Genomic DNA, 26,176 nt, shown 5'->3' with positions numbered 1-26,176 from the left:
TCGGCGGCGATAGGGTGGCAGTACCGTTCCGCCCATCGATCAGCGCAGGAGTGCCATGTCCCGTTCCGTCAAGCTCGCCGTCATTCCGGGTGACGGGATCGGACCCGAGGTCATCGCCGAGGCCGTGAAGGTCCTGGATGCGGTGACCGCCGGGAGCGGGCTGTCGTTCGAGAAGACGCACTTCTCGCTCGGCGCCGACCGTTACCTGGACACCGGGGATGTGCTGACGGATGACGACCTCGAGGCGATCGCCCGCCACGATGCGATCCTTCTGGGCGCGGTCGGCGGCAAGCCGGGCGACCCGCGGCTGGCCGGTGCGAACATCGAGCGCGGCCTGCTCCTGAAGCTGCGCTTCTCGCTGGATCACTACGTGAACCTGCGGCCGACGACACTGTTCCCGGGCATCGCCAGCCCGCTCGCGAACCCGGGCGCGGTCGATTTCGTCGTGGTGCGGGAGGGCACAGAGGGTCCCTACGTCGGCAACGGCGGCGTGATCCGTCAGGGCACACCGCACGAGATCGCCAACGAGGTCTCGGTGAACACGGCCTACGGGGTCGAGCGCGTCGTGCGCTACGCGTTCGAACAGGCGGCCGGCCGACGCAAGAAGCTGACCCTCGTCCACAAGACCAACGTGCTCACCTTCGCCGGCGGTCTGTGGAAGCGGATCGTGGATGCGGTGGCCGCCGAACATCCTGACGTCGCCGTCGATTACCTCCACGTCGACGCCGCGACCATCTTCCTGGTCACCGATCCTGCTAGATTCGATGTGATCGTCACGGACAACCTCTTCGGCGACATCCTCACCGACCTCGCCGCCGCGATCAGCGGCGGCATCGGGCTGGCGGCCTCGGGCAACATCAACCCGGCCGGGGCCTTCCCGAGCATGTTCGAGCCGGTTCACGGATCGGCCCCCGACATCGCCGGCCAGCAGAAGGCCGACCCCACCGCCGCGATCCTCTCCACCGCGCTCCTGCTCCGCCATCTGGGCGAGCCCGAGCTTGCGGAGCGGGTCGAGTCCGCGGTGACCGCCGACCTCGCCGCCCGCACGGGCGCTCCGCGAACGACCGCCGAGATCGGCGACGCGATCGCCGGGCTTGTGGCGCAGAATTGATTCACCGTCGCGTAAAGGACCTGTCATGACCTCGACCAGCATCTCCCTCACCAGTGGCCCCACCGAGACCTCGGGCCTGCTCTGGAACGTCTCCCGCAACGAAGCCGCCCGCGATGCGGCCGCCCGCGCGGAGATCCTCGCCGACCCGGGCTTCGGCAACTACTTCACCGACCACATGGTCGACATCTGCTGGTCCGCCAAGGGCGGCTGGCACCGGCCGCGCGTTTCGCCGTACGGTCCCATCCAGCTGGAGCCGTCGGCCGCGGTGTTCCACTACGCGCAGGAGATCTTCGAGGGCCTGAAGGCGTACCGCCACGGGGACGGCTCGATCTGGGGCTTCCGCCCGGAAGCGAACGCCGCACGCATGCAGCGGTCGGCGTACCGTCTGGCCCTGCCGGAACTGCCGGTCGAGCACTTCCTCGACTCGCTGAAGCAACTGATCGCGGTGGACGGCGACTGGGTGCCGGATGCGGCGGAGACGAGCCTCTACCTGCGCCCGTTCATGTTCGCCAAGGAGGCGTTCCTCGGCGTGCGCCCGGCGAACAAGGTCGCTTACTACCTGATCGCCAGCCCCGCTGGGGCGTACTTCCCGAGCGGCGTCGCTCCCGTGTCGATCTGGCTCTCGGACCACTGGTCGCGTGCCGGACGGGGTGGCACCGGCGCCGCGAAGACCGGCGGCAACTATGCCTCCAGCCTGCTCCCGCAGGCCGAGGCGTACGAGCACGGCTGCGCGCAGGTGCTGTTCCTCGACTCGGTCGAGGGGACGTACATCGAGGAACTCGGCGGGATGAACGTGGTGCTGGTCAAGAAGGACGGCACGCTGGTCACTCCGGAGTCCGACAGCATCCTCGAGGGCATCACCCTCGACTCGGTGCTGCAGCTGGCGCGCGACCGAGGCCACGCCGTGGAGCGTCGCAAGGTGACGATCGACGAGTGGCGCGACGGCGTCGAGAGCGGCGACGTGGTCGAGGTCTTCGCCTGCGGTACCGCGGCCGTGATCACCCCGATCGGCGAACTCAAGTCGGACAGCTTCACCGTCGGCGACATCACGGCACCTCCGGGCGAGCTGACCATGTCGCTGCGCAAGGAGCTGACCGACATCCAGTACGGCCGCGAGCACGACCGCCACAACTGGATGTACCGCCTCGACGCGTAAGGCCGCCGTCGCGAATGGAGGAGTTCTGCTCCCCGGACGCCGCGAATGTCGAACAACGGAGGAGATGCGGGCCTGCACGGCCAGCATCTCCTCCGTTTTCGTCGTGCGGGGTCGGCCGCGGCCGGAAGGTCGGTGTTGGAGAGGGAGGAGTCCGGGCGGTTTCTGGTCGGCGAGTCCTCCGCATCCCCACCCCCGGTGCGAAAGCCGGCCACTCTTCCTCCCTTTCCGCCGCGACTAGCATCGAGGGATGGATGACGGGACGGTGTTCGCGGTGGTCGGGCCCGGTGCGGTCGGCGGCCTGTTCGCCTGGCTGCTGAAGCGGGCCGGCCACGAGGTCGTCGCGGTGGGGCGACCGGCGACCGTCGAGGCGATCCGCCGTGACGGCATCGAGGTGCGCAGTGAGCAGTTCGGCAGCGGAGTCGAACGTGTTCGAGCCGAGACGGAGGTGCCAGCAGGCGCCGGCGTCATTCTGGCCACCAAGGCGTACGGTCTCGACGATGTGCTGCCCGGAATCGTCGTTGCGCGCCCATCCGAGATGATCTCGTTCCTGAACGGCGTCGAGCACATGGCGCCGTTGCGGGCCGCGCTGCCCGGGGTCCCGGTCGCGGGCGCATCCGTCGCGGTGTCGGCGCTGCGCGCATCGATGACCGTCATCGACCACCGGAGCCCGTTCGTCCGCATCGAGGCGCCGGAGGCGGCCGCCGGGTCCGCCTCGGTCCGCGCGCTCACGGGCGCGGGCCCCAGCGTTCGCGTGGGAGGGACCGAGGCGGAGGTCCTCTGGGCGAAGTTCCGCCTGCTCGCGTCGCTCGCACTGCTCACGTCGTACTGGCGGCAGCCCGCCGGCACAGCGCTCAGCGAAGACCCGGAGCTGACAGAGGCCGTGGTCGCCGAGGTTGTCGCCTGCTCGGTCGCCGAGGGCGTGCCGGCCTCAGAGCTCGATCTGGTCCGCACCTTGCGCAGCGTTCCCGGTGGGATGCGGACCTCACTGCAGGAGGACCTCGCGGCGGGCGCCCCCAGCGAGCTCGACGCCATCGGCGGAGCACTGCAGCGGGTGGGCGAACGTCACGCCATCCCGACGCCCGCGCTCACGCGCATCCTCACCGCGCTAGGCTCGAACGTGTGAAGATCGCACGATTCAGCCACACCCGCGACGGCGACAAGAGCCCGGTGATCGAGTACGGGATCGTCGACGAGGACGCCCTCGTCGTTCTTGCCGGCGACCCGCTTTTCGTCGGCTTCGAGACGACGGGGGAGCGGGTCCCGCTCGCCAAGGTCGGTTCGCTGCTCGCCCCGGTCATCCCGCGGTCGAAGGTCGTCGCGGTCGGCAAGAACTACCGCGAGCACGCCGCCGAGATGGGCGGAGAAGCCCCCGGCGAGCCGCTGCTGTTCCTCAAGCCCAACACCGCCGTGATCGGCCTCGGGGACGCGATCGTCGTTCCGCCGCAGTCGGAGCGCGTCGACTACGAGGGAGAGCTCGCGGTCGTGATCGGCAAGATCGCCCGCAACGTCGCGCCAGAGGATGCCGCGGACCACATCTTCGGCTACACCGTCGCCAACGACGTCACCGCACGCGACCTGCAGGAGAAGGACGGGCAGTGGACACGCGCTAAAGGCTTCGACACCTTCTGCCCGCTCGGGCCGGTCATCGACACTGAGCTGGCGCCGGACGCCGTGCTGCGGACCCGCCTGAACGGCGAGCTCAAGCAGGAGGCGCCGATCTCGGACATGGTGCACGACATCCCGTCGATCATCGCCTACGCATCGAGTGTCTTCACCCTGCTGCCGGGGGACGTCATCCTGACCGGAACTCCGTCCGGAATCGGGCCCATGAAGCCCGGTGACACCGTCGAGGTGGAGGTCGAAGGCGTCGGTTCGCTGGTTAATCCGGTGCGCTCCCCGAAGTAGCCCTCCCGGTAGGATCGGACACGTATGTCTGACTCGATCGCTCACCCCTTCTCCGAAGCCGCCGGCGCCGATGTGCGCGTGCGCTTCTGCCCGTCCCCGACCGGCACGCCCCACGTCGGTCTGATCCGCACGGCGCTGTTCAACTGGGCCTACGCCCGGCACACCGGCGGCAAGCTGATCTTCCGCATCGAAGACACCGACGCGGCGCGCGACAGCGAGGAAAGCTACCAGCTCATCCTCGAGGCGCTCCGCTGGCTGCGCCTCGACTGGGACGAGGGGATCGACGTCGGCGGCCCGGACGGGCCGTACCGGCAGTCGCAGCGGTACGACATCTACCGCGACCTGATCGCGCGGTTGCGCGAGTCCGGCCACATCTACGAGAGCTTCGCGACCGGAGAAGAGATCGAGGCCCGGAACATCTCGCTCGGCCGCGACCCGAAGCTCGGCTACGACAACTTCGAGCGCGACCTGACCGAGGAGCAGAAGGCCGCGTACCGCGCCGAGGGCCGCGAGCCCGCCCTGCGCCTGCGGGTGCCGGACGACGACCTCAGCTTCGACGACCTCGTGCGCGGTGAGATCACGTTCAAGGCCGGCTCGTTCAGCGACTTCGTCGTCGTGCGCCCCAACGGCCACCCGCTGTACACGTTCGTGAACCCGGTCGATGACGCGCTCATGGGTATCACGCACGTGCTCCGTGGCGAAGACCTGCTGTCGTCCACTCCGCGTCAGATCGCGCTCTACCACGCGCTCATCGACGCCGGAGTGACCACGTTCGTCCCGCGGTTCGGGCACCTCCCGTACGTGATGGGCGAGGGTAACAAGAAGCTCTCCAAGCGCGACCCCGAGTCGAGCCTGTTCCACCACCGCGACCGTGGGTTCATCCCCGAGGGGCTGGTGAACTACCTGGCCCTGCTCGGGTGGTCGCTGACGCACGACCGCGACGTCTTCTCGCTGGAGGAGATGGTCGCCGCGTTCGATGTGAAGGACGTCAACCCCAACCCGGCCCGCTTCGACCTGAAGAAGGCCGAGTCGATCAACGGTGACCACATCCGCTTGCTGGATGTCGCCGACTTCGCCGAGCGCACCGTCCCGTACCTGCGCGCTGCCGGAGTGGTGGAGGAGCCGTTGACACCCGAACAGCACGCGGTGCTGGCCCAGGCTGCGCCACTGGTGCAGGAGCGTGTGCAGCTGCTCGGCGAGACGCCGGGAATGCTCGGCTTCCTGTTCACGGATGCTGCCTCGCTCGTCGTCGCGGATGACGCGCGCAGCTCCCTGCCGGAGAACGCCGGCGAGGTGCTCGCCGCATCCCTCGGCGCTCTGGAGCTGGTGCCCGAGTCGCAGTGGACGCACGACGCGCTCGAGTCTGCATTGCGCGACGCCCTCGTCGAGGGTCTGGGCCTCAAGCCGCGGGTCGCCTTCGGCCCACTGCGTGTGGCGGTGTCCGGTCGCCGGGTGTCGCCGCCGCTGTTCGAGTCGATGGAGATCCTCGGCAAGGCCGAGACCATCGCGCGGCTCGACCGGCTGTCCGCGGCGCTGGGGTAGACGCGGTGAGCGCGGAGACGGCTGGTGCGTCCGGTTCGTCGGGGGCGTCCGGTGCGTCGTACGAGGTCGTCGTCGTCGGAGGGGGACCGGCCGGGCTGTCGGCCGCGCTGAACCTGGCACGCGCCCGGCGGCGGGTACTGGTCGTCGACAGCAACCGTCCGCGGCACGCCGCGACCCTGCTGGCGCACGGATTCCTCACCCGTGACGGCGTCTCTCCGCTGGAGCTGCGCCGGATGGGCCGTGAGGAGGTCGACGCCTACGACAACGCGGCCGTCGTCTTCGCGCAGGTCGGCGCCGTCGAGGTGGAGGGCGACGGCTTCCGCGTCACCGGCCGGGGCGTGCGCGGCGGAGCCGATGTGGACGTCCGGGCGGAAGCCGTGCTGATCGCGACGGGTGTGACCGAGGCCATGCCGGCCATCCCGAACATCCGCGCCTACTATGGCACCTACCTGCACAGCTGTGTCGAGTGCGACGGCTTCGAGTCGGCCGGGCGGCCGCTCGCGCTCATCGGCGAGACTACCGACCTCGCCGAGCGTGCGCTGCTGCTCACCCAGTGGACGGACGACCTGATCGTCTTCACGAACGGCTCGGACACGGTCGGGGCCGACGAGGAGCGGACGCTCGCGCAGCTCGGCGTCCGGGTCGAGCGTCGCCGCATCGACGACGTGGTGGGGGAGAAGGGCGTCATGACCGGCGTCCGCCTGGACGACGGGACGATCGTCGAGCGCGCGGGCGGTTTTCTGCGCCCCGTCTGGTCGCCGGCGCTGTCGTTCGCCGACGCGTTGGAGCTCGACAGCGACGCCGAGGGCTACCTGCTGATCGACACCAACGGGCGCACGTCACTGCCCGGCGTGTACGCTGCGGGGGAGACGACCGCCCCCGGACCGCAGCAGCTGATCGTCGCAGCAGGCTCCGGCGCGGTCGTGGCGGCGGCGGTCAACCGCGACCTCATCGGACTCTCGCTCGACGGCGCCGCCGTTTTGTAGTCCGCCCCGCGGGTAGGCTAGAGTTAGTTCTCGTGCCCGGGCCGCGGTCCGAAGCAGTGGGGTATGGTGTAATTGGCAACACGGCGGTTTCTGGTACCGTTGTTCTTGGTTCGAGTCCAGGTACCCCAGCAAAAAATGTCCAGTCGAAACCCCGGTGATCACCGGGGTTTTTTGGTTTCTCGCGGCCATTCCGGCGTCCCGCCGCCGGTGGGTGTGAGCCGCGGTCCTCAGCGTCGGAGAGTGTGGCACGAATCTCCGACCGGCCGCGGTGCGTCGGAGATTTGACGCCTGATACTGGCAGATTTCCGACGGCAGCGCCTCAATCTCCGACGGCTAGCCCCACGAGATGCGGGCGCGTGGCCTGTATCCAGCGACACCGCGGTGTTCCGATAGCCTTCGTCCGTGCCCAGGTTCGACCCGTCTGCTCCGCTGTCCCGCTCGCTCGTCGTGCAGGCCCCCGTCCCCGCGCGTTTCCGCTCCTCGCGTCCCGTTCCCCCCACAGTTCGCGTGGCCTTCTGGGTGGCGATTGCGGATTCCGCGATCAGCGTCGTCCTCCTGGTCGTCCGGTGGGCCACGACGGACCTGCATGACTATGTGACCAGCCGGGTGCACTCCTTCGTGCACAACGGCCACACGGTGGAGGTCACACCTGCGATCGTGATCGGCACCATCGTCCTCACCATCGCTATCGTCTTGATCGGTGCCGCCGTACACGTGATCGTCGCGTTGGCGTTCCTGCGCGGCTCCGGCTGGGCGCGTATCGTCGTCTCGCTTCTGGCCGCCGTGTGGCTGGTCGGGATGGTGGGAGAACTCGGCGGGATGGTCGCAGCTGTCGGGGCTGTGCAAACGGTCATCACCGACGTAGCGACCGTGGTCGTAGCGGCCAGTGTCGTGCTGCTGTGGCTGCCGGATGCGAACCGGTACTTTCGGGATGTCACCGCTGACCGGAAGCACTTCCGGGCGACGAGCTTCCCGGTGAAGCGCGCTTAGCCGGCGTCGACGGCCGTCTGCGCCTCCGCGATGCCCGCCAACCGCACGAGATTGCGTGCGGCCATCGCGATGGTCAGCGGGCCGACGCGCGGCACGAAGACGCCGGCGCGCTCCTTCACCGACTCGTCGAAGTTGGTGAACTCGGCGACGTCGACGCAGATCGCGCCGGCGCGGATCTCGTCGCCGCGGATCAGTTCGAAGTCGCGTGAAGGCACGGCCGAGATGACGACGTCGGCGGCGGCCAGAGCGCTCGCGCGGTCGATCCCCGAGTCCCGTACTTCGTGGGTGTGACGGCCGATGGCGGGCTCGAAGGTGACGGCTCCGGAGATGTCGAGCGAGTGCACCACGGCTCCGTCGTTGGCGAGCATCGCCGCCAGGGGCCGACCGACGACTTCGCTGCGGTTGATGACGCAGGCGGTGACGCCGTCGAGCGGGGCGTTCTCGCGGGTGCCGCGCATCCCGGCCCGGTCCAACAGCTTGAGGATCGCCAGGGGAGTGCACGGCAGGATCGCCCGGACGTCCTGCTCCGGGTCCACGAACCGCTGGTTCTCGTAGAGGAGGCGGCTCCAGAACGAGTGCATCCCCTCGATGTCTTTGCGGGGGTCGACCAGCTCACGGAGCCAGCGGTCGCCGCGGCGGTCGGTGAGGGGGTAGTACAGGAAGATGCCGTCGACGTCAGGATCGACGTTCGCGGCAGCGACGGCGGCTTCGGTCTCGTCCGGCGTGACGTGGCGCAGGTCGAACTCGATGCCGACGTCGTCGAAGCCGCGGCGCGCGAACCGCGCATAGGTTGCGGCGGGACCGTCGTCCTGACCGAGGAGGCCGACGACGCGAAGGCGGCGGCCCCGGGCCGCCAGGCGCTCCACGTCGCGACGCACTTCGTCGCGGTAGGAGGCGGCGACGGGGGACGGGTCGAGCACACGGGCGGTCATGAGGCCTCCTGGAGACGGCGGGCGAATTCGTCACGGGTCCGCTGCAGTTCGGGTGCACGTGCGGAGTCGGAGCGCTGGAGCTGAGCGACGTTGATGTCGACGGTGCGGATGGCCGCCCACGCCGCCCCGGTCACGATGTCGCGTCCGGCGATCACATCACTGACGACGGCCTGCTTCACCGCCGGCTGGATGTCGTGCGACAGATCGAGCGCGTCCACGAGCGCGGCGACGAGCCGGAGTGGACTCTCGGTGGCGCTGATCGTCGCGGCCTCGATCGCCTGCGATCGCTCCTGCCGCTCGGTCTCGTCCGAGCGAGGTCGACGATAGGCGGACATCACGCTCTCGAAGTCGGCGACGTCCGCATCGGCGGCGGGGACGATCCGCGCCTGCACGTCGCCGAGCCGGGCATCCAACCCCTCCAGCTCGGGGTCGGCGGTGATCGCGACCGCCATCTGCATGAGGCCGACACCGAGCGCTCCGCTCATCGCCGCGATCGAGCCGCCGCCGGGGGTCGGTTCGGCCGACGCTGTCCTCGACAGCAACTCCGCGGTGGGGATGGTCCACAAGCCCTGATGCACCCGTCAAGCCTATCCGCGCCCGTCAGCGACGCCGGCACGTGCAGGACGGCGGCCACCCCCAGTCTTCCCAACGCCTCACCGACGGTGCAGGATGCCGCCATGACGGACACGAATGGCGTCGGCATCGTCGGCGTGAACACCATCGGCATCCCGGTCGTGGACCAGGATCGCGCGCTCGCCTTCTACCGTGACGTGCTCGGGCTCGAGGTGCGCGTCGACGCCCCGCTCCCGCAGATCGGCGGACGCTGGATCATGCTCGCGCCGACGGGAGCCGCGGTGTCGGTGTCCCTCGTTCTCGCGAACGAGTCGACACCCTCGGGCGTGGAGACGGGTATCCGCTTCGAGGCACGGGACGCGGGGCGCGCGTACGAGGCGCTGAGCGAGCGCGGGGCGGAGGTGGGGGAGCTGCTGCGCTGGCCGGGAGTGCCGGCGATGTTCGCGGCCCACGACCCGGACGGCAACCGGTTCGAGGTGGTCGAGAGCCCCTGACGCCCGACCCGCTCCTCCACTAGTGTGTGGCCGAGGGGGTGTTCGCTCATGAGCGCACTGATGGAGGGTCTGCAGCGGGACGAACGTCGGCGACGGCGGGTGACGCTGCTGGTGGTGCTGAGTTGCGTGACGGGTCTCGGCACGTGGTTGGCCGCGCCGTTCGGTGTCGTCCTGCTCACGCGTGGTGAGCCGGTCGGATGGGCGCTCGTCGCCCTCGGTGTCGTGCTGCTCGCCGCGACCGTCGTGGGCATCCTCGCCGCCCGGCGCGCCCACCGCGTACCCGAAAGTGCATCCGGCCGCCCCAATCCCCGGTTCGACGAACCCCAGCCGTCGCCCGACCCGCGCGGCGGCTACAGCATGGTGGGCTCGCAGCTCGGCTCCCGCTAGCGCTTTTCAGCGCCGCCGTTTGTCACGTTCGCGGGCGGGCGCCCCGCCGCGCACGTGACGAACGACCGCAGACGCCGCCGCGGATGGCGCAGGAGGCCGGCTAGAGCTGGGCGCCGAGCTTGAAACCCTGCGGCTCGTCGTCCTTGCGGGTGTACGAGAAGCCGTCGGCGCCGATGGTGACGTCCATCTCGGAGTCGTCGGTGCGCGTGGTCAGCGGCTGCGGGTTGCCGTCGAGGTCGAGCACGGTCGACGCCTCGGTGTACCACGACGGCACGACGGGGTTGCCCCACCAGTCGCGGCGCTGGTTGTCGTGCACATCCCAGGTGACGACAGGGTTGTCCGGGTCTCCCGTGTAGTAGTCCTGCGTGTAGATCTCGACGCGGTGGCCGTCGGGGTCGCGCAGGTACAGGTAGAACGCGTTCGAGACGCCGTGGCGTCCCGGGCCGCGCTCGATGCAGTCGCTGCGGCGGAGTGCGCCGAGCTTGTCGCAGATCGCGATGATGTTGTGCTTCTCGTGCGTGGCGAAGGCGACGTGGTGCATCCGCGGTCCGTCTCCGCCGGTCATGGCGGTGTCGTGCACGGTCGGCTTGCGGCGCATCCAGGCGGCGTAGGTGGTGCCCGCCTCGTCCTGGATGTCCTCGGTCACCCGGAAGCCCAGGTCCTCCATGTAGGCGACGGCACGCGGCACGTCGGGAGTGACCTGGTTGAAGTGGTCGATGCGGACCAGGGCGCCCGGCGTGTACAGCTCGTAGCGCCAGGCCAGACGCTCCACGTGCTCGACCTCGTAGAAGAACTCGTACGGGAAGCCGAGCGGGTCCTCCACGCGCACGGAGTCACCCACGCCCTTCGTGAACCCGTCCGCCCGGCGCTCGACGCGGCAGCCGAGCTCGGTGTAGAACTCGACGGCACGGTCCAGGTCTTCGGGGGTGCGGACGCGGTAGGCGAACGCGGCGACGGCAGCGACCGGACCCTTGCGCAGCACCAGGTTGTGGTGGATGAACTCCTCGAACGACCGCAGGTAGACGGCGTTCTCGTCCTCCTCGGTGACCACCAGGTCCAGCACGTCGACGTAGAATTCCCGGCTGGCCGCGAGGTCGGTGACGACCAGCTCCATGTAGGCGCAGCGGACCACATCCGGCGGGGCGGACTTCGGGGTGCGGATGCGGTCGGTCGGCGCCGGGATCGGGTTGGTCTCGGTCACAGTGGGCTCCGGGGAGCCGTGGGTGATGGTCATGGTGGTGCTTCCTCTGCGTTGAGTGCGTCGTGGGTCGAGTGTGTGGGTCCGGTGCGTTCTCGTGTGCCGGGTCAGGCGTCGCCCGCGTCTTCGGCGGCTTCCGCAGCCTCCTCGGGCTGATGGACGGTCGCTCCGAACCGGGCGGTGTGGACGGGACCCAGCGTGATGTGGACGGCCTGCTGGTCGGTGTAGAAGTCGATGGAGCGGTACCCGCCCTCGTGCCCCAGTCCGGACGCCTTCACTCCGCCGAACGGTGTGCGCAGGTCGCGGACGTTGTGCGAATTGAGCCACACCATCCCGGCTTCGACGTTCTGTGCGAAGGTGTGCGCGCGCTGCAGGTCGCTGGTCCAGAGGTAGGCGGCGAGCCCGTAGCGGACGCCGTTGGCGAGCTCCAGCGCTTCTTCGTCGGTGTCGAAGGGGCTGATCGAGACGACCGGGCCGAAGATCTCCTCCTGGAAGATCCGAGCGTCGGGTGCGACGTCCGCGAAAACGGTCGGGGCGACGTAGTTGCCGGTCTCCAGACCCTCCGGGCGGCCGCCGCCGGCCAGGAGCCGGCCCTCCTGCTTGCCGATCTCGACGTAGCTCATGACCTTCTCGTAGTGCTCCGGGTGGACGAGCGCGCCGACCTCGGTCTTCGGGTCGTGCGGGTCACCGACCACGATGTTCTTCGCCCGCTCGGCGTACCGGGTGAGGAACTCCTCGTAGACCGGACGCTCGACGAGGATGCGCGAGCCGGCCGTGCAGCGCTCCCCGTTGAGCGAGAACACGCCGAACAGGGTGGAGTCGATCGCGGCGTCCAGGTCGGCGTCGGCGAAGACGACGGCGGGGGACTTGCCGCCGAGCTCCATCGACAGGCCCTTCAGGAACGGCGCGGCGTTGGCGAAGATGATCTGCCCGGTACGGCTCTCGCCGGTGAAGGAGATGAGCGGCACATCCGGATGCTTGACCAGTGCGTCGCCCGCCTCCTCGCCGAGTCCGTTGACGAGGTTGAAGACACCGTCGGGAACCCCCGCAGCGCGGAAGATCTCGGCCCAGAGGCTGGCCGACAGTGGCGTGAACTCGGCCGGCTTCAGGACGACCGTGTTGCCCGTCGCCAGTGCGGGCGCCAGCTTCCAGCTCTCCAGCATGAACGGCGTGTTCCACGGCGTGATCAGACCGGCGACGCCGATCGGCTTGCGGTTGACGTAGTTGAGCTGGCTGCCCGGCACCTTGTAGGCGTCGTCGGCCTGCGCCACGATCAGGTCGGCGAAGAAGCGGAAGTTCTCGGCCGCGCGCTGGGCCTGGCCGAGGGCCTGCGTGATCGGCAGCCCGGTGTCGAAGGTCTCGAGCTCCGCGAGGCGCGCATCCTGAGCCTCGACGGCGTCGGCGATGCGGTTCAACACCCGAGCGCGCTCGCGCGGCTTCATCCGGGGCCACGGGCCGTCCCTGAAGGCCCGGTTGGCGGCGGCGACGGCGAGGTCGATGTCCTCCTTCTGCCCGGCGGCGGCCTGCACGTAGGTCTCGTTGGAGACCGGGTCGAGCACGTCGAACGTTTTGCCCGAAACGCTGTCGACGAACTCGCCGTCGATGAAGTGCTGGATGTTCTCCGGAAGGTTTTCGGGGATGTGGTGCTGCGCCATGCGCGGCCTCCTGTCGGTGGGTACGGTCAGTGCTGCTTGTGCTCGTTCTGGTACGCGTGCAGCGAGTCCAGCGTCGCCAGCCGGTGGCGGCGAGCGGCGAGTTCGATCTCGAGCGCGTCGGCGCCGGACTCGATGAGGGCGACGATGTGCTCGTGCTCGTCGACCGACTCGCGGGCGCGTCCGGGCACGAAGCTGAAGGTGGAGTCGCGCAGCACCGTGAGGCGGTTCCAGCCGCGGTGCACGAGGTCCAGGATGTGCGGGTTCGGGCACTCTTCGAACAGCACCGCGTGGAACTCTTGGTTGAGCTGCGTGAAACGGTGCGGGATGAAGTCGTCGAGGCACGCGATCATCTCGCGGTTCACCGCCCGGGCCCGCTCGAGGTGGTCCGCGGTGAGCAGGGGTGCGGACAGCTGGGTCGCCGCGCCCTCCACGAGCGCGAGCGTCTCCATCGTGTAGGTGTACTCGGCCTCCTGCAGCAGGGCGACCTGGGCGCCGACGTTCTTCTCGAACGTCACCAAGCCTTCCGCCTCTAGTCGCCGGATGGCCTCACGCACCGGGACGACGCTGACGCCGAGTTCGCCGGCGATCTGACCGAGCACGAGCCGGAAGCCGGAGACGTACCGCCCGTCGTCGATGCGGGCGCGGACGAAGTCGTAGGCGAGCTGCGACTTGCTCGGCGCGGCCTTCAGCGCTGCGTCAGCCATGCGCGGTACCTCTCTTTCCATTCGGCGTTCATCGGGAACAGGCCGTCGACGCGGGCGCCTTCCGACACCTGCTCGGCGATGAACTCCTCCTGGCGCTCCTGCTCGATGGCGTCGGCGACGACCTCCTCGACGAGGGGCGGCGGGATGACGAGCAGCCCATCCGCATCGCCGACGATCACATCGCCCGGCTGTACGGACGCGCCGCCGCAGGCGACGGTGACGTCGGTGTCCCAGGGCACGTGCTTCCGGCCGAGGACCGCGGGATGGGGACCGTTGTGGTAGGTCGGGATGTCGAGAGCGGCGACCACCGCGAGGTCGCGCACGCCGCCGTCGGTGACGATACCGGCCGCGCCGTTGACCTGCGCGCGGAGAGCCAGCACGTCGCCGACGGTGCCGCTGCCGCGCTCTCCTCGCGCCTCGATGACCAGCACCTCGCCGGCGCCGACGGAGTCGAAGGCACGCTTTTGGGCGTTGTACCCGCCGCCGTGGGAGGCGAAGAGGTCCTCGCGGCTGGGGATGTAGCGGAGCGTCCGCGCCGTCCCGACCACTTTCACTCCAGGGCGGGTGGAGGTGAGGCCGTCGATGCTCACATTGTCGAGTCCGCGCTTGCGCAGCTGCGAGCTGAGGGTGGCGGTGGCGACGCTGGCCAGCTTGGCCCGCAATTCGTCCGTCAGCACGAACCCCGGAGTCGGAGGGGTGCCGTACGCCTCCGCGCGCTGCAGGTCGTCGACGCTGGGTTTGGTGCCGAAGTCGCCGAAGGGGATGCTGCCCTCGGTGATGCGCGTGACCAGACGGCCGGTGCTGGGAGCTCCGGGTGCGCGGGGCGCATCCACCTCCACCTCGACGGTGTCGCCGGGAACGGTCACCGACGAGCCCGCCGGGGTGCCGGTGAGGATGATGTCGCCGGGCTCCAGGGTCATCAGCTGCGAGAGGTCGGCGATCAGGCGCCCGAAGGGGAAGAGGAGGTCGTCGGTGGTGCCCTCCTGGACCAGGTCGCCGTTGAGCCAGGTGCGGACGCGGAGCGCATCCGGATCGAGCTCGGCGGCCGGGAGGACGACGGGCCCGAGCGGTGTGAAACCGTCGCCGCCTTTCGAGCGGAGGTTGGAGCCTTTGTCGGCAGCACGCAGGTCGTAGAGGCCGAAGTCGTTGGCGGCCGTGACGCCGGAGACGAACTCCCAGCCCTCCTCTGGCTTGACGCGCCGGGCGGTGCGGCCGATGATCAGGGCGATCTCGCCCTCGAAAGCCAGCAGTTCGGTGCCGGCTGGGCGCTCCAGTTCGCCGCCGGTGCCGGCGATGGAGGAGGACGGCTTGAAGAAGTACGACGGCTGGGCCGGAGTGCGGCCACGCTGGGCGGCACGCGACCGGTAGTTGAGGTGCACCGCGATGATCTTGCCGGGCCGGCTGATGTCATTCACGGGGTGGGGCTCCTCGTCGTCGGGGACTGGGTCTCGCGGACCATATCCGAAATCATATACAATTTGTCCACCGTTGGCAATGCGTTCAATAACTCGCAGCAGCGGGCGCCTCGGGGGAGGCGCCGATGAACCGCTCGGCCAGCGCCTCGGAGGCTCGGGCGAGCAGCGTCACGTCGGCTCCGACGAGCACATAGGCCGCGCCGGCGGCGGCGTAGCGCTCGGCGGTGGCAGGGTCGAAGGCGTTCACGCCGACGGGGGTGCCTGCGTCGACTCCGGCAACGATCACCCGCTCCACAGCCGCCACCACATCCGGGTGGTTCTGCTGGCCGAGCAGCCCCATCGAGGCGGCGAGGTCGGCGGGGCCGACCAGGAGCGCGTCCACGCCGTCGACCGCCGCGATCCCGGCTGCGGCGTCCAGCCCATCCGCCGTCTCGATTTGCACGCTCAACGAGACCAGTTCGCTCGCGCGCGCCAGGTAGTCCGGGATGCGGCTCCAGCGCGACGAGCGGGCGAGCGCACTGCCGACGCCGCGCACACCCTGCGGCGGGTAGCGGACAGCGCGGACCATCGCCTCGGCCTGCTCCACGCTGTCGACCATCGGTACGAGGACGTTCTGCGCGCCCAGGTCGAGCAGCTGCTTGAGGATGACCGTGTCGCCGTATGGCGCACGCACGACCGGCACGACGGGATAGGCGGCGACCGCCTGCAGCTGGCTCAGGATCGACTCCAGCCCGACGGGGGAGTGCTCGCCGTCGATCAGCACGATGTCCAGGCCGCTGCCCGCGCAGATCTCGGCGACCAGCGGGCTGCCGCCGCACGACCACATCCCGAACAGAGTGCGGTCGGCCTCGCGGAGCCGGTCGGCGAAAGTCGGCGTCGGGGTGTGCTCGAACGGGTTCAGACGAATCGGCATGTGACGGCCCCCAGGGTTCCGTAGTCGGCGTGGACGGTGTCGCCGCGCTCCACCCACATCGGGCGGGTGAACGAGCCGGCGAGGACGATGTCGCCGGCCTCCAGCCGCGTCCCGTGCTGGGCGAGCTTGTTGGCGAGCCAGGCGACACCGGACGCAGGATGGTCGAGGACGGCGGCGGCGACCCCGGACTCCTCGATCGTCTCGTTGCGGTACAGCAGGGCGGCGACCCAGCGCAGGTCGACGGCATCCACCGCGACGGGGCGGCCGCCCACCACCATCCCGCCCATCGCGGCGTTGTCCGAGATGGTGTCGACGATGGTGCGGCCCTGCATCTCGATGCGGGAGGAGAGGATCTCGAGCGCCGGGACGACGTACTTCGTCGCATCCAGCACGTCGTACAGCGTGACCTCCGGGCCCTCCAGCGCGGACCGCAGCACGAACGCCAGCTCGACCTCGATGCGGACGTTGGAGAACTGGTCGAAGGGGATGACCGACCCGGTCTCGTAGACCATGTCGGCGAAGATGGCGCCGTAGTCCGGCTCGGTGATACCCGTGGCCTGCTGCATCACCTTCGACGTGAGGCCGATCTTGCGGCCGACCAGCCTCCGGCCATCGGCGAGGCCGCGTTCGACCCACACCCTCTGGACGGCATAGGAGTCCTCGACCGTCATGTCCGGGTGGCGGGCGGTGAGGAGCGGGACCGTGGTGCGGTCGCGCTCGGCCGCGGCCAGCTCGTCCGCGATCTGCCGGATGGTCGGGCTGTCGAGCACCGGAGGGCTCCCTTCGACGTCGGAGGAGGGCGATCGCCCTGCCAGGGATCGTATATCATTTCCGGCCGCGCGGGCATCCATCGGTCGTGTTATGTTGTGTCTACGTAGAAACATCGAAGAGGCGGTATGGCGATCATCACGGCACGAGCATTCAACCAAGACACCTCCGCGGCCAAGAGGAGCGCGGCCTCGGAACCGCTGATCATCACCGACCGCGGGGAGCCGTCGTTCGTGCTCCTGACGTACGCGGAGTACGAACGACTCTCCGGTAGGCAGCGCAACATCGTCGAAATGCTCCGCCAAGACACCAGGGGCGACTTCGATTACGAATTCCCACGCGCCACCATCGACGCCCGGGACGTCGAGCTGTGAAGTGGCTCATCGACACGATGGTGCTCTCCGCGACGCGACGGCCTGATCGTGCGGATGCCGCTGTCGTGCGGTGGCTGGAGTCGCAGAATCCGTATTCGCTGCACCTGTCCGCGATGACGGTGTTCGAAATCGAGTTGGGCGCTGCACGCAAAGAGCGCAGCGATCCGGAGCAGGGAGCCGACCTGCGGGTCTGGATCGACGAGGTCCTGGAGGCTTTCGCCGAACGCATCCTCCCCGTCGACCAGGAGGTCGCCGCCGTGGCTGCCGGTTACCACGTGCCAGATCCGCGGCCCCAGGCAGACGCGCTCATCGCAGCGACCGCCGAGGTGAACGGCCTCGCTGTCGTCACACGGAATACGCGCAACTTCCGCACGTTCCGTGTCCCGCTCTTCAGCCCGTGGGAGAGCGGCGCTTAGTCAGACACGTTGGTGTCCGGGCCGCCGCCGTTCCGCCCAGATGTACAGGGCGGAATAGGCGATGAATGAGAGGACCAGGCCGCAGACCAGCACCGGCGCCGCGGGTCGCGTCCACAGCAGCTCTCCTCCCCGCAGCGCGAGGGCGAGCAGGATCAGGCCCAGGCCGACCAACTGCGCCTGGAAGATCTGGCGGAAGGCGCTCCACCGTGCGTCGCGCAGCATCCACAGGTTCACCATCCCGGGGAGCGTCAGGATGGCGCCGCAGACGCGGGCCGTCAGCGGGGTGAGCGTCCACGCCCACACGGACATGCCGAACTGCGGAGCGACGAACAGGACGAGTCCGACGGCCAGCGAGCAGAGACCGATCAGAGCCAAGAGGAGGCGGACCCAACCCGGCAGGGCGACGTCGCGCTCGGCCGGGCGACGAGAGTCCTCGCCGCGATTGACGATCATCGCGGCGACGACGAGGAAGGGCGTCGTGACGTAGAGCGTGACCCAGACGTCGAAGGCCAGGAAGCCGAAATGGAACCTGTCGAGATGGATGAATGTCGCCATCGCGAGCAGTACGGAGAAAAGGAGCACGGCGGGGAAACCGTAGCGGACCGCGTGCCACCGGTTCGGCCGGACCACATGCACGAAGAACACGATGCCGCCGCCGTAGGCGCTGCCCAGGAGCATCGCGGTGATCGGCGGCAGGATGGTCCACGCGAAGAACCGGTCCGTCGTGGCGGCCAGCGGGTACAGCAGCATGAACGCCGCCACGAGGAACGGGACGATGATCGCGCCGACGACGCGCGTGTAGGGATGGATGCGGTCGCTCACTCCGCTTGCCTCGGCGATCCGTCACCGTGCGCCTCGTGGCCCTTCGCTTCCGCCTCGGCCTCCGCCACCGAGAGCGCCCGCCCCGCGTCGACCGCCACAGCGAACGCGCCGGGGTCGGCTCCCGCCGCCAGCATCCGGTCGACGAAAAGCTGATGGAACGAGAAAGCGGGAGCGTTGTGCAACCCGGTGCGCTCGCGGAGGGTGCGGGAGGCGCCGAGCAGCCGGCCGGCCCGCACGACATCCCCGCCGAGAGCCGCAACCGCCACGAGCCCCTCCAGCGCGTAGGCGACCCCCTCCACATGTTGGAGCCGGCTCGACAGTGCCAGGCAGGCGGCGAAGTCCGACGTCGCGCCGGCCGGGTCGCCGAGAAGCAGGCGTGCCCACCCGCGGTGGTGCTGGGCGATCGTGACGCCGAGCTCGTCCCCGTTCTCGCGGGCCAAGGTCAGGCTTTCCTCGAAGTTCCCGAGGGCCGAATCCACCTGCTGCCGGAGGAGGGCGACGCGCCCGAGCATGACGAGCGCCATCGCCTGCCCCCAGCGATCGCCGCGGGTGCGGAACAGCGCGAGGCTGTTCTCCATCGCCTGGTCGGCGGCGGCCGGATCCGGCTCGGGCGACGCGAGCACGGCCAGCGCGTAGGAGATCAGGGCCAGCGCTTCCCCGTCGGCGTCGTCCGAGCGGTGGAACAGGTCGGCGCTCTCCGTCAGCCGGGTGACGACGGTGCCCTCGTGGTCCTGCCAGAACGCGATCGCCTGGGTGTAATACAGCGCGATGGCGCGGGTGCGGTCGGTGAGTGGGTCGCCGCTCGCGAGCAGCTGCTCCATCCACCCCCTCACCTCGCCGAGCAGTCCGGCCACCCACCAGTAGACGTACAGGCTCCAGGCGAAGTGCGCCGCGCGCTCCCAGTCGCGCTGGCCGAGCAGGTAGCGCGCGGCGGCGCGGAGGTTGCCGGCGTCGTTGCCGAGTCGCATCACCCAGTCGTGCTGGGCGCCGCCCTCCAGCTCGGGGTCCGCGCGCTCGCCGAGCGCCGCGAAGTAGGCGGCGTGCGCCGCACGCGCGTCCGGCAGGGCACCTTCTCGCTCCAGCTGCTCCAGCGCGTACTCCCGAACGGTGGCCAGCAACGAGAAGCGGGACTCGTGCATATCGTCGTGCTGGCGGACGAGGCTGCTGTCCACCAGCGCGGCGAGCGAGGAAAGGGTGTCGGCGACACTCGAGTCCGGCGGTGCCGTCTCGGCGACCGACGCTGCGGCTACCGACTCGGCCGCTTCCAGGCTGAAGCCGCCCTCGAAGACGCCGAGCCGCGCCAGCAGCGTGCGTTCCGGTGCATCGAGCAGTTGCGTGCTCCACTCGATGGTCGCCCGCAGGGTGCGTTGGCGCTCCGGGAGGTCGCGCGCGCCGCCCACGAGCAGGGGAAGGCGACGGTCGAGGCGGCGTGCCAGGTCGGCCGGGGGCAGGACCCGGATGCGGGCAGCGGCCAGCTCGATGGCCAGCGGGACGCCGTCGAGCGCCGCGCAGATCCGCGCGACATCGTTCGCATTGGCGGGCGTGATCTCGAAGTCAGGACGCACCGCATGGGCGCGTTCGACGAAGAGCGCCGCCGCGGTGTCGGCCGGCAGCGGGCCGAGGTCGTAGCTGCGCTCGCCGCTCACCCGGAGCAGCGACCGGCTGGTGACCAGGGCGCTCAGCGCGGGTGCGGCAGCGAGAAGCGCTGTCACGGCCGGCGCGGCGGAGAGCGCCTGCTCGAAATTGTCGAGCAGGAGCAGCATGCGGCGGTTCCCGAGCGCGGTGGACACCTTCTCGTCCAGGGGTGCGTCGCCTGTGTCGCGCACCCCGAGTGCCCGGGCGAGCGCGCCGGTCAGGCCCGCCCGGTCGTGGACGGGCGCGACGTCGACGAACACGGAGCCGTCGGGAAAGCTCTCGCTCATCCCGGACGCGGCGGCGATCGCCAGCCGGCTCTTGCCGATCCCGCCCGGGCCGGTGATGGTCAGCAGCCGGGCGCCCCCGACCAGCATCGCGCGCACGGCCGCGACGTCTTCTTCGCGGCCGATGAGCGGAGTCAGCGGGGACGGGAGGGACACCGCTGGTTCGGGGCTCGCGGTCGCGAGCGACGCGACCGGTGTCGTCCTCCCCGTGGTCGCGGCGCGGCTCAGCTCGAACCGCTCGGCGAGCAGCACGGCGAGGTCCGCCTCCAGCAGCACTTCCAGCTCCTGGGAGGACTCGATGTACTTGAAGGACGCACGGTCGTCGGTTCGGATGCGGTCGAGCAACTCCGTCAGCCGGGGCTCGCGGCCGGGCGCGGGGGACTTGATGTACATGAGGCGCGGAAGGTCGGGCGGGCAGAGGTTGTATTCGTCCTCAAGGCCCGAGACCTGCTCGTCGGGTGCGACCCAGCCGTAGCGCTCCCAGTAGAGGCCGACGAAGACGTCGCTCTGTTCGAGGTAGGCGCGGTAGAGCTCCCGCGGGGGATGCGGTCGCGCGCCGAGTTCGAACATCACGGGCGCGAGATGCAGACGCTCGATGGCGGAGCGTGCCGCATGCCGTTCGGCGGCGAGCTCCTTGAGGGTCGAACTGACGAAGACCCGCAGCCGCTGGTCGGGCGTACGGATCACGGGATGCCCCGCGCTCATGTCCGCATTGTCTGCCCCCGGACCCGCCTCGCACCAGGCCCCAGCTCCACCTCTCCACCTCTCCACCGCCCCACCGTCGAGTCCTCACAAAGTGCACGCCCACGTGGCGTGTCGCGTGCACTTTGTGAGGACTCGATGGCGGGGCGAACACGGTGCGGTCAGGGGCCGTTGCGTTGGATGTGAAATCGTATATCATTGCCGGAATCGGAGCGCCGCTCCGGACAATGATGTCTGCACCACCTCGGGAGTACACAACGATGAGCACATCCCCTTTCACACCCACCGGAAGCATTCGATCGCACGTGGACCGCCGCCGGGTCGTCTTCGCGACGGTGATCGGTACCACCGTCGAGTGGTACGACTTCTTCATCTACGCCTCGGCGGCCGGCCTCGTCTTCGGCCAGCTGTTCTTCGCGCCGGCCGGTCCCCAGTTCGCGACCGTGCTGTCGTTCCTCACGGTCGGCGTGAGTTTCCTGTTCCGGCCGCTTGGGGCGTTCCTCGCCGGTCACTTCGGCGACCGCTACGGGCGGCGTCAGGTGCTGGTGGTGACCCTGATCCTGATGGGTCTCGCCACCGCCCTGGTCGGTCTGCTTCCCACGTACGACGCGATCGGTGTCGCCGCGCCCGTCCTGCTCATCTTGCTGCGGGTCCTCCAGGGGATCTCTGCCGGTGGTGAGTGGGGCGGTGCCGTGCTGATGGCCGTCGAGCACGCGCCCACCGCCAAGCGCGGGCTATTCGGTGCATCGCCGCAGATCGGCGTCCCGCTCGGCCTGCTGCTCGCGTCGGGCGCGATGGCCCTGATGACCCTGATCGCCCCTGGGGATGCGTTCCTCGCGTGGGGCTGGCGCGTGCCGTTCCTGTTCTCGGTGGTCCTCATCGCGATCGGCTACTGGGTGCGTCGTCGGGTCGAGGAGAGCCCGGTCTTCACCGAGATCGCGGAGCGCCGCGAGCGCACCCGCATGCCGATCGTGCAGGTCTTCCGCAAGCACTGGCTGCTCGTGATCGTTGCCGCGTTCGTCTTCGCCGGCAACAACGCGGTCGGCTACATGACGACCGGCGGCTACATCCAGAACTACGCGACGAGCCCGGACGGACCGCTGAAACTGGAGCGCGGCCCGGTGCTCTGGGCGGTCGCCGCCTCCGCGGTGACCTGGCTGGCGGCGACCTGGTTCGCCGGCTGGCTGAGCGACCGCATCGGCCGCCGCAGCACCTACATCATCGGCTGGATCCTGCAGCTCGTCGGCGTGTTCACCCTGTTCCCGCTGGTCAACACGGCGAACGTCGTGCTGCTGTTCCTCGGTCTCGCCATCCTGACGATCGGGCTCGGCTTCACCTACGGGCCGCAGGCGGCGCTGTACTCGGAGCTGTTCCCCGCTTCCATCCGCTTCTCGGGTGTGTCGATCTCGTACGCGATCGGCGCCATCATCGGCGGCGCGTTCGCGCCGACCATCGCGACCGCACTCGTGCAGGCCACGGGCACGACGCTGTCGGTGACCTGGTACCTCGCCGGAATGACGGTGCTGGGACTCCTGGCCACGTTGGTTCTGCGTGACCGTACCGGCATCGCGCTCGGCCCGGACCATGAGGCCGAGCAGACGGTCAGCCCGATTCGCGGATTCGCGGAGCGGCCGGAGCGCGCCGGCGCCACAGCGCGGGGTTGATGCGCAGGGCCCGCGAAGCCGACGCCGGGCTCAGACCCCGACGAAGCGGATCAGGTGCGGCGCGACCGCCTCGCCCGACACGTCGTGGGTCTGGCCGCTGACGATCTCGAAGGTCCCGTCCTGGGCGCCGGAGGCCACGCCTTCGGCGCCCAGGCGCAGGAAGTCGGGCGTCATTTCGCCGGCCAGGCCCAGGACCGGCGCCCTCACGGCCTGCAGCAGCTCGTCCGGGATGCGGCTGTCGCCCATTGCCGCGTCATCGTAGGCAAGGGTCGGCGCGAGGGCGAGTGTCGCGTCCCAGCCGGGGGAGCGCCGCATCCCTTCGATGCCCGCCTCCGGCACGCCGACCCGGCGCAGGAACAGTTCGACGGCGCTGGGACGGTCGCCCTCGGCCAGCGCGGCGAGCAGCTGGCGGGTGTATGCCTCGGCGGAGGGCAGCATCGGATCCGGCAGGTAGGGCGGTTCGTAGACCGCCACCCGCGGAATGATGTCCGGACCGAGCGCCGCCGCGGCCGCCAGTGCGAGACCGCCGCCGGACGACATCCCGAACAGGGCCGCCGAGCCCCCCGCCGCGCCGATCAGGGCGGAGAGGTCGTCGATCTCACGGGCGACCGCATCGGCACGGGCCGACGGGTTCGCCAGCGAATCCGTGCTCGCGCCGCGGCCGCGGCGGTCGTACAGCACGACGGTCAGCCGGTCGCGGAGGGCGGCGGCGATCGGACGCATCGGCCCGGAGTCGCGGAAGCAGAGCGCCCCGTCGACGAGGATCACGGCCGGGCCGCTCCCGTCGATCTCGTACGCGATGCTGCTGCCGTCGGAGGAGGTGAGCGTGCTCATGCCACGTCAGCGTAGCCCCTCGCCGAGCCCGAGCCAGAGCCCGAGCCCGTGCGCCGTCAGCGTCCCTGACGCCGCCGCACCCCGAACCCGATCAACACGCCGCCGCCGATCGCGACCAGGACACCCGCGCCGCGGACCAGCCACTGCACGTCGCCCAGTGCGGCATCCACCAGCAGCGGTCCGGCCAGCCCGGCCACGACGAGCAGGATCCCGACGATGAAGAACCAGGGGGATCCGTTCGTCCGCTCGACCATGTCCAGAGCCTACTGGCGACCGGTGCGGTGCGCGGATGCGCGATCGCCCGCGACACATACAGCGGGATTGAAGAGAGCCCCGGTAGCGTTGTTGCCGGTATGCGCACTGAAACCCTTGACACGGCCGCCCTCCGCGCGGACTTCCCGATCCTCTCCCGGGAGGTGAACGGCCACCCCTTCGTCTACCTCGACTCCGGCGCGACCTCGCAGAAGCCGCGCCAGGTGCTGGACGCCGAGCGTGCCTTCGTCGAGCGGTACACCTCGGCCGTGCACCGTGGCGCGCACACCGTCGCCGGCGAGGCGACGGAACTGTTCGAGGATGCCCGCGCGCGTGTCGCCGGCTTCGTCGGCGCGCGGCCGGACGAGCTGGTCTGGACCTCCAACGCCACCGAGGGCATCAACCTTCTCGCCTACGGGATGTCCAACGCATCCCTCGGTCGCGGTGGTGCCGCCGCCGAACGGTTCCGTCTGGCCGCCGGCGACGAGATCGTGGTGACCGAGGCGGAGCACCACGCCAACCTCGTCCCGTGGCAGGAGCTGGCGGCGCGCACCGGCGCGACCCTGCGGGTGATCGGGCTCACCGACGACGGGCGACTGCGTCTCGATCAGGCGGCCGAGCTGATCGGGCCGCGGACGAAGGTCGTCGCCTTCGCCCACGTCTCCAACGTCCTCGGCGGCATCAACCCGGTCGCCGAACTGGTCGCACTGGCGCACGAGCAGGGCGCTGTCGTCGTGCTCGATGCGTGCCAGTCCGTGCCGCACCTTCCCGTTGATCTGCCGGCGCTCGACGTCGACTTCGCCGTCTTCTCTGGGCACAAGATGCTCGGCCCGACGGGCGTTGGCGCGCTGTACGGCCGCAGTGAGCTCCTCAACGCGCTCCCGCCCTTCCTGACCGGCGGGTCGATGATCACGCAGGTGACCCTCGAAGGCGCCGAGTACCTCCCGGCCCCGCAGCGGTTCGAGGCGGGCACCCAGCGGGTGTCGCAGGCCGTCGCGCTGGCCGCCGCCGTCGACTACCTCGAGGGCGTCGGGATGCCCGCGATCGAGGCGCACGAAGAGGCGCTCGGCGAGCGGTTGCTGGCCGGGCTCGGCGCGCTCGAGGGCGTTCGCATCCTCGGCCCCGGCCCTGGCGTGCCGCGCGTGGGCCTCGCGAGCGTCGTGGTCGACGGCATCCACTCACACGATGTCGGCCAGTTCCTCGACGACCGGGGTATCGCCGTCCGCGTCGGCCACCACTGCGCGCAGCCCGTGCACCGCCGGTTCGGGGCGACCGCGAGCACACGCATCAGCACCTACCTCTACAACACGGCCGACGAAGTGGATGCGGCGGTCGAGGCGATCGCCGACGCCCGCGTGTTCTTCGGCGTCACCACGGGTGGTGCGCGATGAGCGACCTGCAGAACCTGTACCAGCAGGTCATCCTCGACCACGCCCGCGAGAAGCACGGCTACGGAATCGCGGGCGACGAGACGGCGAGCTCGCACCAGTTCAACCCGACCTGCGGCGACGAGGTCACCGTCGGCGTGCGAACCGACGCGGCGGGCCGCATCCTCTCGATCGGCTGGGAGGGCCACGGCTGCTCGATCTCGACGGCGTCGGCGTCCCTGTTGAGCGATCTGGTGCACGAGGTGGACCGAGAGCGGCTGGCCGCGTCCATCGGAGCCTTCCGCAAACTCATGCAGTCGAAGGGGTCCCTGGAGGGCGACGAGGAGCTGCTCGGCGACGCGGTCGCGCTGGCCGGCGTCTCGAAGTACGTCACGCGGGTGAAGTGCGCGATGCTGCCCTGGGTGGCGTTGGAGGATGCGCTGCTCAAGTCCGCCTGATCCGCCCGCCTGATCCGCGTCCCTGATCCGCCCGCTTAGGGCACCGGCGCCAGGTCGACCTCGTCCGCGATGGCTTCGAGGGCGGAGGGCAGCGACGGGAACGTCGTCCCGTAGACCAGTCCGGACGGGCCGGACGCCGTCCACGCCTGAGTGCGCTTCACGACGTGACCGACGAGGTACCGCCTGTGGCCGCCCCGCGCCTGCCGCTGGGCGATCGGCAGCGTCAGCGGGAAGGCGTAGACGTCGCCTTCGGGGGTGACGACCAGCTCCCAGCGGGCTCGACCCGGGTTGAACTTGCTCGTGAAGATGCGCGACATGATCGACTGTTTGTACCGCGCCGCCGCATCCCGTCGCCAACAAGATGACGACCTGTTGCGAAACGTGCCGCCGCGCTCAGTCGCCGAGAGCCTCGAGGAACGATCGGGTCGGCGCGAAGAAGGTCACGCCGGTGGTGGCGGTGGAGAAGTCGAGGATGCGGTCGTAGCTGCCAGCCGGGTCGCCGACGAACATCCGCTCCAGCATCCGCTCGATCACCCACAGCGCCCGCGAGTAGCCGATGAAGTAGGTGCCGAACTCGCCGTGGCCGGGTCGCCCGAACGGCATGTTGTCGCGGAGGATCTCGTGCTCGACGCCCGCCTC

At 69.8% G+C, this 26,176-nt stretch carries 28 protein-coding genes and 1 tRNA gene; 15 read left to right on the top strand and 14 right to left on the bottom strand.

Features of this window, described 5'->3' with window-relative positions; genetic code table 11:
• Positions 1–55: 55 nt before the first annotated feature.
• The 8 genes from AB4079_RS14260 (at position 56) to AB4079_RS14225 (ending at position 7,690) form a co-directional block, all read left to right on the top strand.
• On the top strand, positions 56–1,111 hold the full coding sequence (locus tag AB4079_RS14260; RefSeq protein WP_441787972.1) for a 3-isopropylmalate dehydrogenase: 1,056 nt from the start codon (positions 56–58) through the stop codon (positions 1,109–1,111).
• Positions 1,112–1,136: 25 nt separating this feature from the next.
• On the top strand, positions 1,137–2,267 hold the full coding sequence (locus tag AB4079_RS14255) for a branched-chain amino acid aminotransferase (protein WP_441787971.1): 1,131 nt from the start codon (positions 1,137–1,139) through the stop codon (positions 2,265–2,267).
• Between the two features lie 247 nt (positions 2,268–2,514).
• Complete coding sequence (locus tag AB4079_RS14250) at positions 2,515–3,390, top strand: ketopantoate reductase family protein (protein WP_441787970.1); 876 nt, start codon at positions 2,515–2,517, stop codon at positions 3,388–3,390.
• The gene (locus AB4079_RS14245; protein WP_441787969.1) at positions 3,387–4,172 is read left to right on the top strand and encodes a fumarylacetoacetate hydrolase family protein; all 786 of its coding nucleotides are present in this window, start codon (positions 3,387–3,389) and stop codon (positions 4,170–4,172) included. The genes AB4079_RS14250 and AB4079_RS14245 overlap by 4 nt, the downstream gene beginning before the upstream one ends.
• A gap of 24 nt (positions 4,173–4,196) precedes the next feature.
• Complete coding sequence (gene gltX, locus AB4079_RS14240; RefSeq protein WP_441787968.1) at positions 4,197–5,714, top strand: glutamate--tRNA ligase; 1,518 nt, start codon at positions 4,197–4,199, stop codon at positions 5,712–5,714.
• Positions 5,715–5,719: 5 nt separating this feature from the next.
• The gene (locus AB4079_RS14235; protein ID WP_441787967.1) at positions 5,720–6,700 is read left to right on the top strand and encodes an NAD(P)/FAD-dependent oxidoreductase; all 981 of its coding nucleotides are present in this window, start codon (positions 5,720–5,722) and stop codon (positions 6,698–6,700) included.
• Between the two features lie 57 nt (positions 6,701–6,757).
• Positions 6,758–6,829, top strand: a tRNA-Gln gene (locus AB4079_RS14230).
• 273 nt (positions 6,830–7,102) lie between these two features.
• Positions 7,103–7,690: a hypothetical protein gene (locus tag AB4079_RS14225; RefSeq protein WP_441787966.1), complete on the top strand. Its 588-nt coding sequence runs from the start codon at positions 7,103–7,105 to the stop codon at positions 7,688–7,690.
• Here the strand turns inward: AB4079_RS14225 and AB4079_RS14220 are convergent.
• Together AB4079_RS14220 and AB4079_RS14215 are read right to left on the bottom strand one after the other, a co-directional pair.
• Entirely contained in the window at positions 7,687–8,622 is a 936-nt protein-coding gene (locus tag AB4079_RS14220; RefSeq protein ID WP_441787965.1) for a bifunctional methylenetetrahydrofolate dehydrogenase/methenyltetrahydrofolate cyclohydrolase, read from the bottom strand. The genes AB4079_RS14225 and AB4079_RS14220 overlap by 4 nt on opposite strands.
• On the bottom strand, positions 8,619–9,200 hold the full coding sequence (locus AB4079_RS14215; protein WP_441787964.1) for a cyclodeaminase/cyclohydrolase family protein: 582 nt from the start codon (positions 9,198–9,200) through the stop codon (positions 8,619–8,621). Before AB4079_RS14215 ends, AB4079_RS14220 begins: the two co-directional genes overlap by 4 nt.
• A gap of 99 nt (positions 9,201–9,299) precedes the next feature.
• Here AB4079_RS14215 and AB4079_RS14210 point away from each other — a divergent pair, with 99 nt between their 5' ends.
• The gene (locus tag AB4079_RS14210; protein ID WP_441787963.1) at positions 9,300–9,689 is read left to right on the top strand and encodes a VOC family protein; all 390 of its coding nucleotides are present in this window, start codon (positions 9,300–9,302) and stop codon (positions 9,687–9,689) included.
• Between the two features lie 48 nt (positions 9,690–9,737).
• Positions 9,738–10,076: a hypothetical protein gene (locus AB4079_RS14205; RefSeq protein WP_441787962.1), complete on the top strand. Its 339-nt coding sequence runs from the start codon at positions 9,738–9,740 to the stop codon at positions 10,074–10,076.
• A gap of 100 nt (positions 10,077–10,176) precedes the next feature.
• Here the strand turns inward: AB4079_RS14205 and hpaD are convergent, their stop codons facing one another.
• The 6 genes from hpaD to hpaH form a co-directional block, all read right to left on the bottom strand.
• The gene (gene hpaD, locus AB4079_RS14200; RefSeq protein ID WP_441787961.1) at positions 10,177–11,310 is read right to left on the bottom strand and encodes a 3,4-dihydroxyphenylacetate 2,3-dioxygenase; all 1,134 of its coding nucleotides are present in this window, start codon (positions 11,308–11,310) and stop codon (positions 10,177–10,179) included.
• 71 nt (positions 11,311–11,381) lie between these two features.
• A complete protein-coding gene (hpaE, locus tag AB4079_RS14195) occupies positions 11,382–12,929 on the bottom strand; it encodes a 5-carboxymethyl-2-hydroxymuconate semialdehyde dehydrogenase (protein WP_441787960.1) in 1,548 nt (515 codons plus the stop codon).
• Between the two features lie 26 nt (positions 12,930–12,955).
• Positions 12,956–13,633, bottom strand: coding sequence for a GntR family transcriptional regulator (locus AB4079_RS14190; protein ID WP_441787959.1), 678 nt, complete (start codon positions 13,631–13,633; stop codon positions 12,956–12,958).
• Positions 13,615–15,048 carry a fumarylacetoacetate hydrolase family protein gene (locus tag AB4079_RS14185; protein ID WP_441787958.1) on the bottom strand — a complete coding sequence of 478 codons (1,434 nt, stop codon included), beginning with the start codon at positions 15,046–15,048 and terminating at the stop codon, positions 13,615–13,617. Before AB4079_RS14185 ends, AB4079_RS14190 begins: the two co-directional genes overlap by 19 nt.
• 85 nt (positions 15,049–15,133) lie before the next feature.
• The gene (locus AB4079_RS14180; RefSeq protein ID WP_441787957.1) at positions 15,134–15,961 is read right to left on the bottom strand and encodes an HpcH/HpaI aldolase family protein; all 828 of its coding nucleotides are present in this window, start codon (positions 15,959–15,961) and stop codon (positions 15,134–15,136) included.
• Complete coding sequence (hpaH, locus tag AB4079_RS14175; protein ID WP_441787956.1) at positions 15,946–16,731, bottom strand: 2-oxo-hept-4-ene-1,7-dioate hydratase; 786 nt, start codon at positions 16,729–16,731, stop codon at positions 15,946–15,948. The genes AB4079_RS14180 and hpaH overlap by 16 nt, the downstream gene beginning before the upstream one ends.
• 126 nt (positions 16,732–16,857) lie before the next feature.
• On the opposite strand from hpaH, the gene AB4079_RS14170 reads away from it, so the two are divergent.
• Both AB4079_RS14170 and AB4079_RS14165 read left to right on the top strand, forming a co-directional pair.
• Positions 16,858–17,103 carry a type II toxin-antitoxin system Phd/YefM family antitoxin gene (locus AB4079_RS14170; protein ID WP_441787955.1) on the top strand — a complete coding sequence of 82 codons (246 nt, stop codon included), beginning with the start codon at positions 16,858–16,860 and terminating at the stop codon, positions 17,101–17,103.
• Entirely contained in the window at positions 17,100–17,519 is a 420-nt protein-coding gene (locus AB4079_RS14165; protein ID WP_441787954.1) for a type II toxin-antitoxin system VapC family toxin, read from the top strand. Before AB4079_RS14170 ends, AB4079_RS14165 begins: the two co-directional genes overlap by 4 nt.
• Here AB4079_RS14165 and AB4079_RS14160 read toward each other — a convergent pair whose 3' ends face one another.
• Both AB4079_RS14160 and AB4079_RS14155 read right to left on the bottom strand, forming a co-directional pair.
• Complete coding sequence (locus AB4079_RS14160; RefSeq protein ID WP_441787953.1) at positions 17,520–18,341, bottom strand: hypothetical protein; 822 nt, start codon at positions 18,339–18,341, stop codon at positions 17,520–17,522.
• A complete protein-coding gene (locus tag AB4079_RS14155; protein WP_441787952.1) occupies positions 18,338–20,965 on the bottom strand; it encodes a DUF4062 domain-containing protein in 2,628 nt (875 codons plus the stop codon). The genes AB4079_RS14160 and AB4079_RS14155 overlap by 4 nt, the downstream gene beginning before the upstream one ends.
• 257 nt (positions 20,966–21,222) lie before the next feature.
• Between AB4079_RS14155 and AB4079_RS14150 the strand changes: the two genes are divergently transcribed.
• Positions 21,223–22,626: an MFS transporter gene (locus AB4079_RS14150; RefSeq protein WP_441787951.1), complete on the top strand. Its 1,404-nt coding sequence runs from the start codon at positions 21,223–21,225 to the stop codon at positions 22,624–22,626.
• A gap of 30 nt (positions 22,627–22,656) precedes the next feature.
• Here AB4079_RS14150 and AB4079_RS14145 read toward each other — a convergent pair whose 3' ends face one another.
• Entirely contained in the window at positions 22,657–23,460 is an 804-nt protein-coding gene (locus tag AB4079_RS14145) for an alpha/beta fold hydrolase (RefSeq protein WP_441787950.1), read from the bottom strand.
• Between the two features lie 56 nt (positions 23,461–23,516).
• Positions 23,517–23,714 carry a hypothetical protein gene (locus AB4079_RS14140; RefSeq protein ID WP_441787949.1) on the bottom strand — a complete coding sequence of 66 codons (198 nt, stop codon included), beginning with the start codon at positions 23,712–23,714 and terminating at the stop codon, positions 23,517–23,519.
• Between the two features lie 99 nt (positions 23,715–23,813).
• Here AB4079_RS14140 and AB4079_RS14135 point away from each other — a divergent pair, with 99 nt between their 5' ends.
• Positions 23,814–25,103, top strand: a complete 1,290-nt coding sequence (locus AB4079_RS14135) for a cysteine desulfurase (RefSeq protein ID WP_441787948.1) — start codon at positions 23,814–23,816, stop codon at positions 25,101–25,103.
• Positions 25,100–25,537 (top strand): Fe-S cluster assembly sulfur transfer protein SufU, encoded by a 438-nt coding sequence (sufU, locus tag AB4079_RS14130; protein ID WP_441787947.1) that lies wholly within the window; start codon positions 25,100–25,102, stop codon positions 25,535–25,537. The genes AB4079_RS14135 and sufU overlap by 4 nt, the downstream gene beginning before the upstream one ends.
• A gap of 35 nt (positions 25,538–25,572) precedes the next feature.
• Here sufU and AB4079_RS14125 read toward each other — a convergent pair whose 3' ends face one another.
• The gene (locus AB4079_RS14125; RefSeq protein ID WP_441787946.1) at positions 25,573–25,854 is read right to left on the bottom strand and encodes a hypothetical protein; all 282 of its coding nucleotides are present in this window, start codon (positions 25,852–25,854) and stop codon (positions 25,573–25,575) included.
• Positions 25,855–25,930: 76 nt separating this feature from the next.
• Positions 25,931–26,176 (bottom strand): Dyp-type peroxidase (locus tag AB4079_RS14120; RefSeq protein WP_441787945.1); only part of this gene is annotated, 246 nt, incomplete at its 5' end.

Source organism: Leifsonia sp. 2MCAF36, from assembly GCF_052115525.1.
Lineage (GTDB): Bacteria > Actinomycetota > Actinomycetes > Actinomycetales > Microbacteriaceae > Leifsonia.
This window is presented reverse-complemented; position numbering and strand designations above follow the sequence as displayed.

What these genes read in the sequence shown, in the direction of transcription:
- AB4079_RS14250 (WP_441787970.1), top strand. Translation starts at nt 2,515, where the DNA reads ATGGATGACGGGACGGTGTTCGCGGTGGTCGGGCCCGGTGCGGTCGGC.
- AB4079_RS14150 (WP_441787951.1), top strand. Translation starts at nt 21,223, where the DNA reads ATGAGCACATCCCCTTTCACACCCACCGGAAGCATTCGATCGCACGTG.
- AB4079_RS14210 (WP_441787963.1), top strand. Translation starts at nt 9,300, where the DNA reads ATGACGGACACGAATGGCGTCGGCATCGTCGGCGTGAACACCATCGGC.
- hpaD (WP_441787961.1), bottom strand. Translation starts at nt 11,310, where the DNA reads ATGACCATCACCCACGGCTCCCCGGAGCCCACTGTGACCGAGACCAAC.
- AB4079_RS14140 (WP_441787949.1), bottom strand. Translation starts at nt 23,714, where the DNA reads ATGGTCGAGCGGACGAACGGATCCCCCTGGTTCTTCATCGTCGGGATC.
- sufU (WP_441787947.1), top strand. Translation starts at nt 25,100, where the DNA reads ATGAGCGACCTGCAGAACCTGTACCAGCAGGTCATCCTCGACCACGCC.
- AB4079_RS14255 (WP_441787971.1), top strand. Translation starts at nt 1,137, where the DNA reads ATGACCTCGACCAGCATCTCCCTCACCAGTGGCCCCACCGAGACCTCG.
- AB4079_RS14155 (WP_441787952.1), bottom strand. Translation starts at nt 20,965, where the DNA reads ATGAGCGCGGGGCATCCCGTGATCCGTACGCCCGACCAGCGGCTGCGG.
- hpaE (WP_441787960.1), bottom strand. Translation starts at nt 12,929, where the DNA reads ATGGCGCAGCACCACATCCCCGAAAACCTTCCGGAGAACATCCAGCAC.
- AB4079_RS14125 (WP_441787946.1), bottom strand. Translation starts at nt 25,854, where the DNA reads ATGTCGCGCATCTTCACGAGCAAGTTCAACCCGGGTCGAGCCCGCTGG.
- AB4079_RS14135 (WP_441787948.1), top strand. Translation starts at nt 23,814, where the DNA reads ATGCGCACTGAAACCCTTGACACGGCCGCCCTCCGCGCGGACTTCCCG.
- AB4079_RS14180 (WP_441787957.1), bottom strand. Translation starts at nt 15,961, where the DNA reads ATGCCGATTCGTCTGAACCCGTTCGAGCACACCCCGACGCCGACTTTC.
- AB4079_RS14260 (WP_441787972.1), top strand. Translation starts at nt 56, where the DNA reads ATGTCCCGTTCCGTCAAGCTCGCCGTCATTCCGGGTGACGGGATCGGA.
- gltX (WP_441787968.1), top strand. Translation starts at nt 4,197, where the DNA reads ATGTCTGACTCGATCGCTCACCCCTTCTCCGAAGCCGCCGGCGCCGAT.
- AB4079_RS14220 (WP_441787965.1), bottom strand. Translation starts at nt 8,622, where the DNA reads ATGACCGCCCGTGTGCTCGACCCGTCCCCCGTCGCCGCCTCCTACCGC.
- AB4079_RS14205 (WP_441787962.1), top strand. Translation starts at nt 9,738, where the DNA reads ATGAGCGCACTGATGGAGGGTCTGCAGCGGGACGAACGTCGGCGACGG.
- AB4079_RS14190 (WP_441787959.1), bottom strand. Translation starts at nt 13,633, where the DNA reads ATGGCTGACGCAGCGCTGAAGGCCGCGCCGAGCAAGTCGCAGCTCGCC.
- AB4079_RS14145 (WP_441787950.1), bottom strand. Translation starts at nt 23,460, where the DNA reads ATGAGCACGCTCACCTCCTCCGACGGCAGCAGCATCGCGTACGAGATC.
- AB4079_RS14170 (WP_441787955.1), top strand. Translation starts at nt 16,858, where the DNA reads ATGGCGATCATCACGGCACGAGCATTCAACCAAGACACCTCCGCGGCC.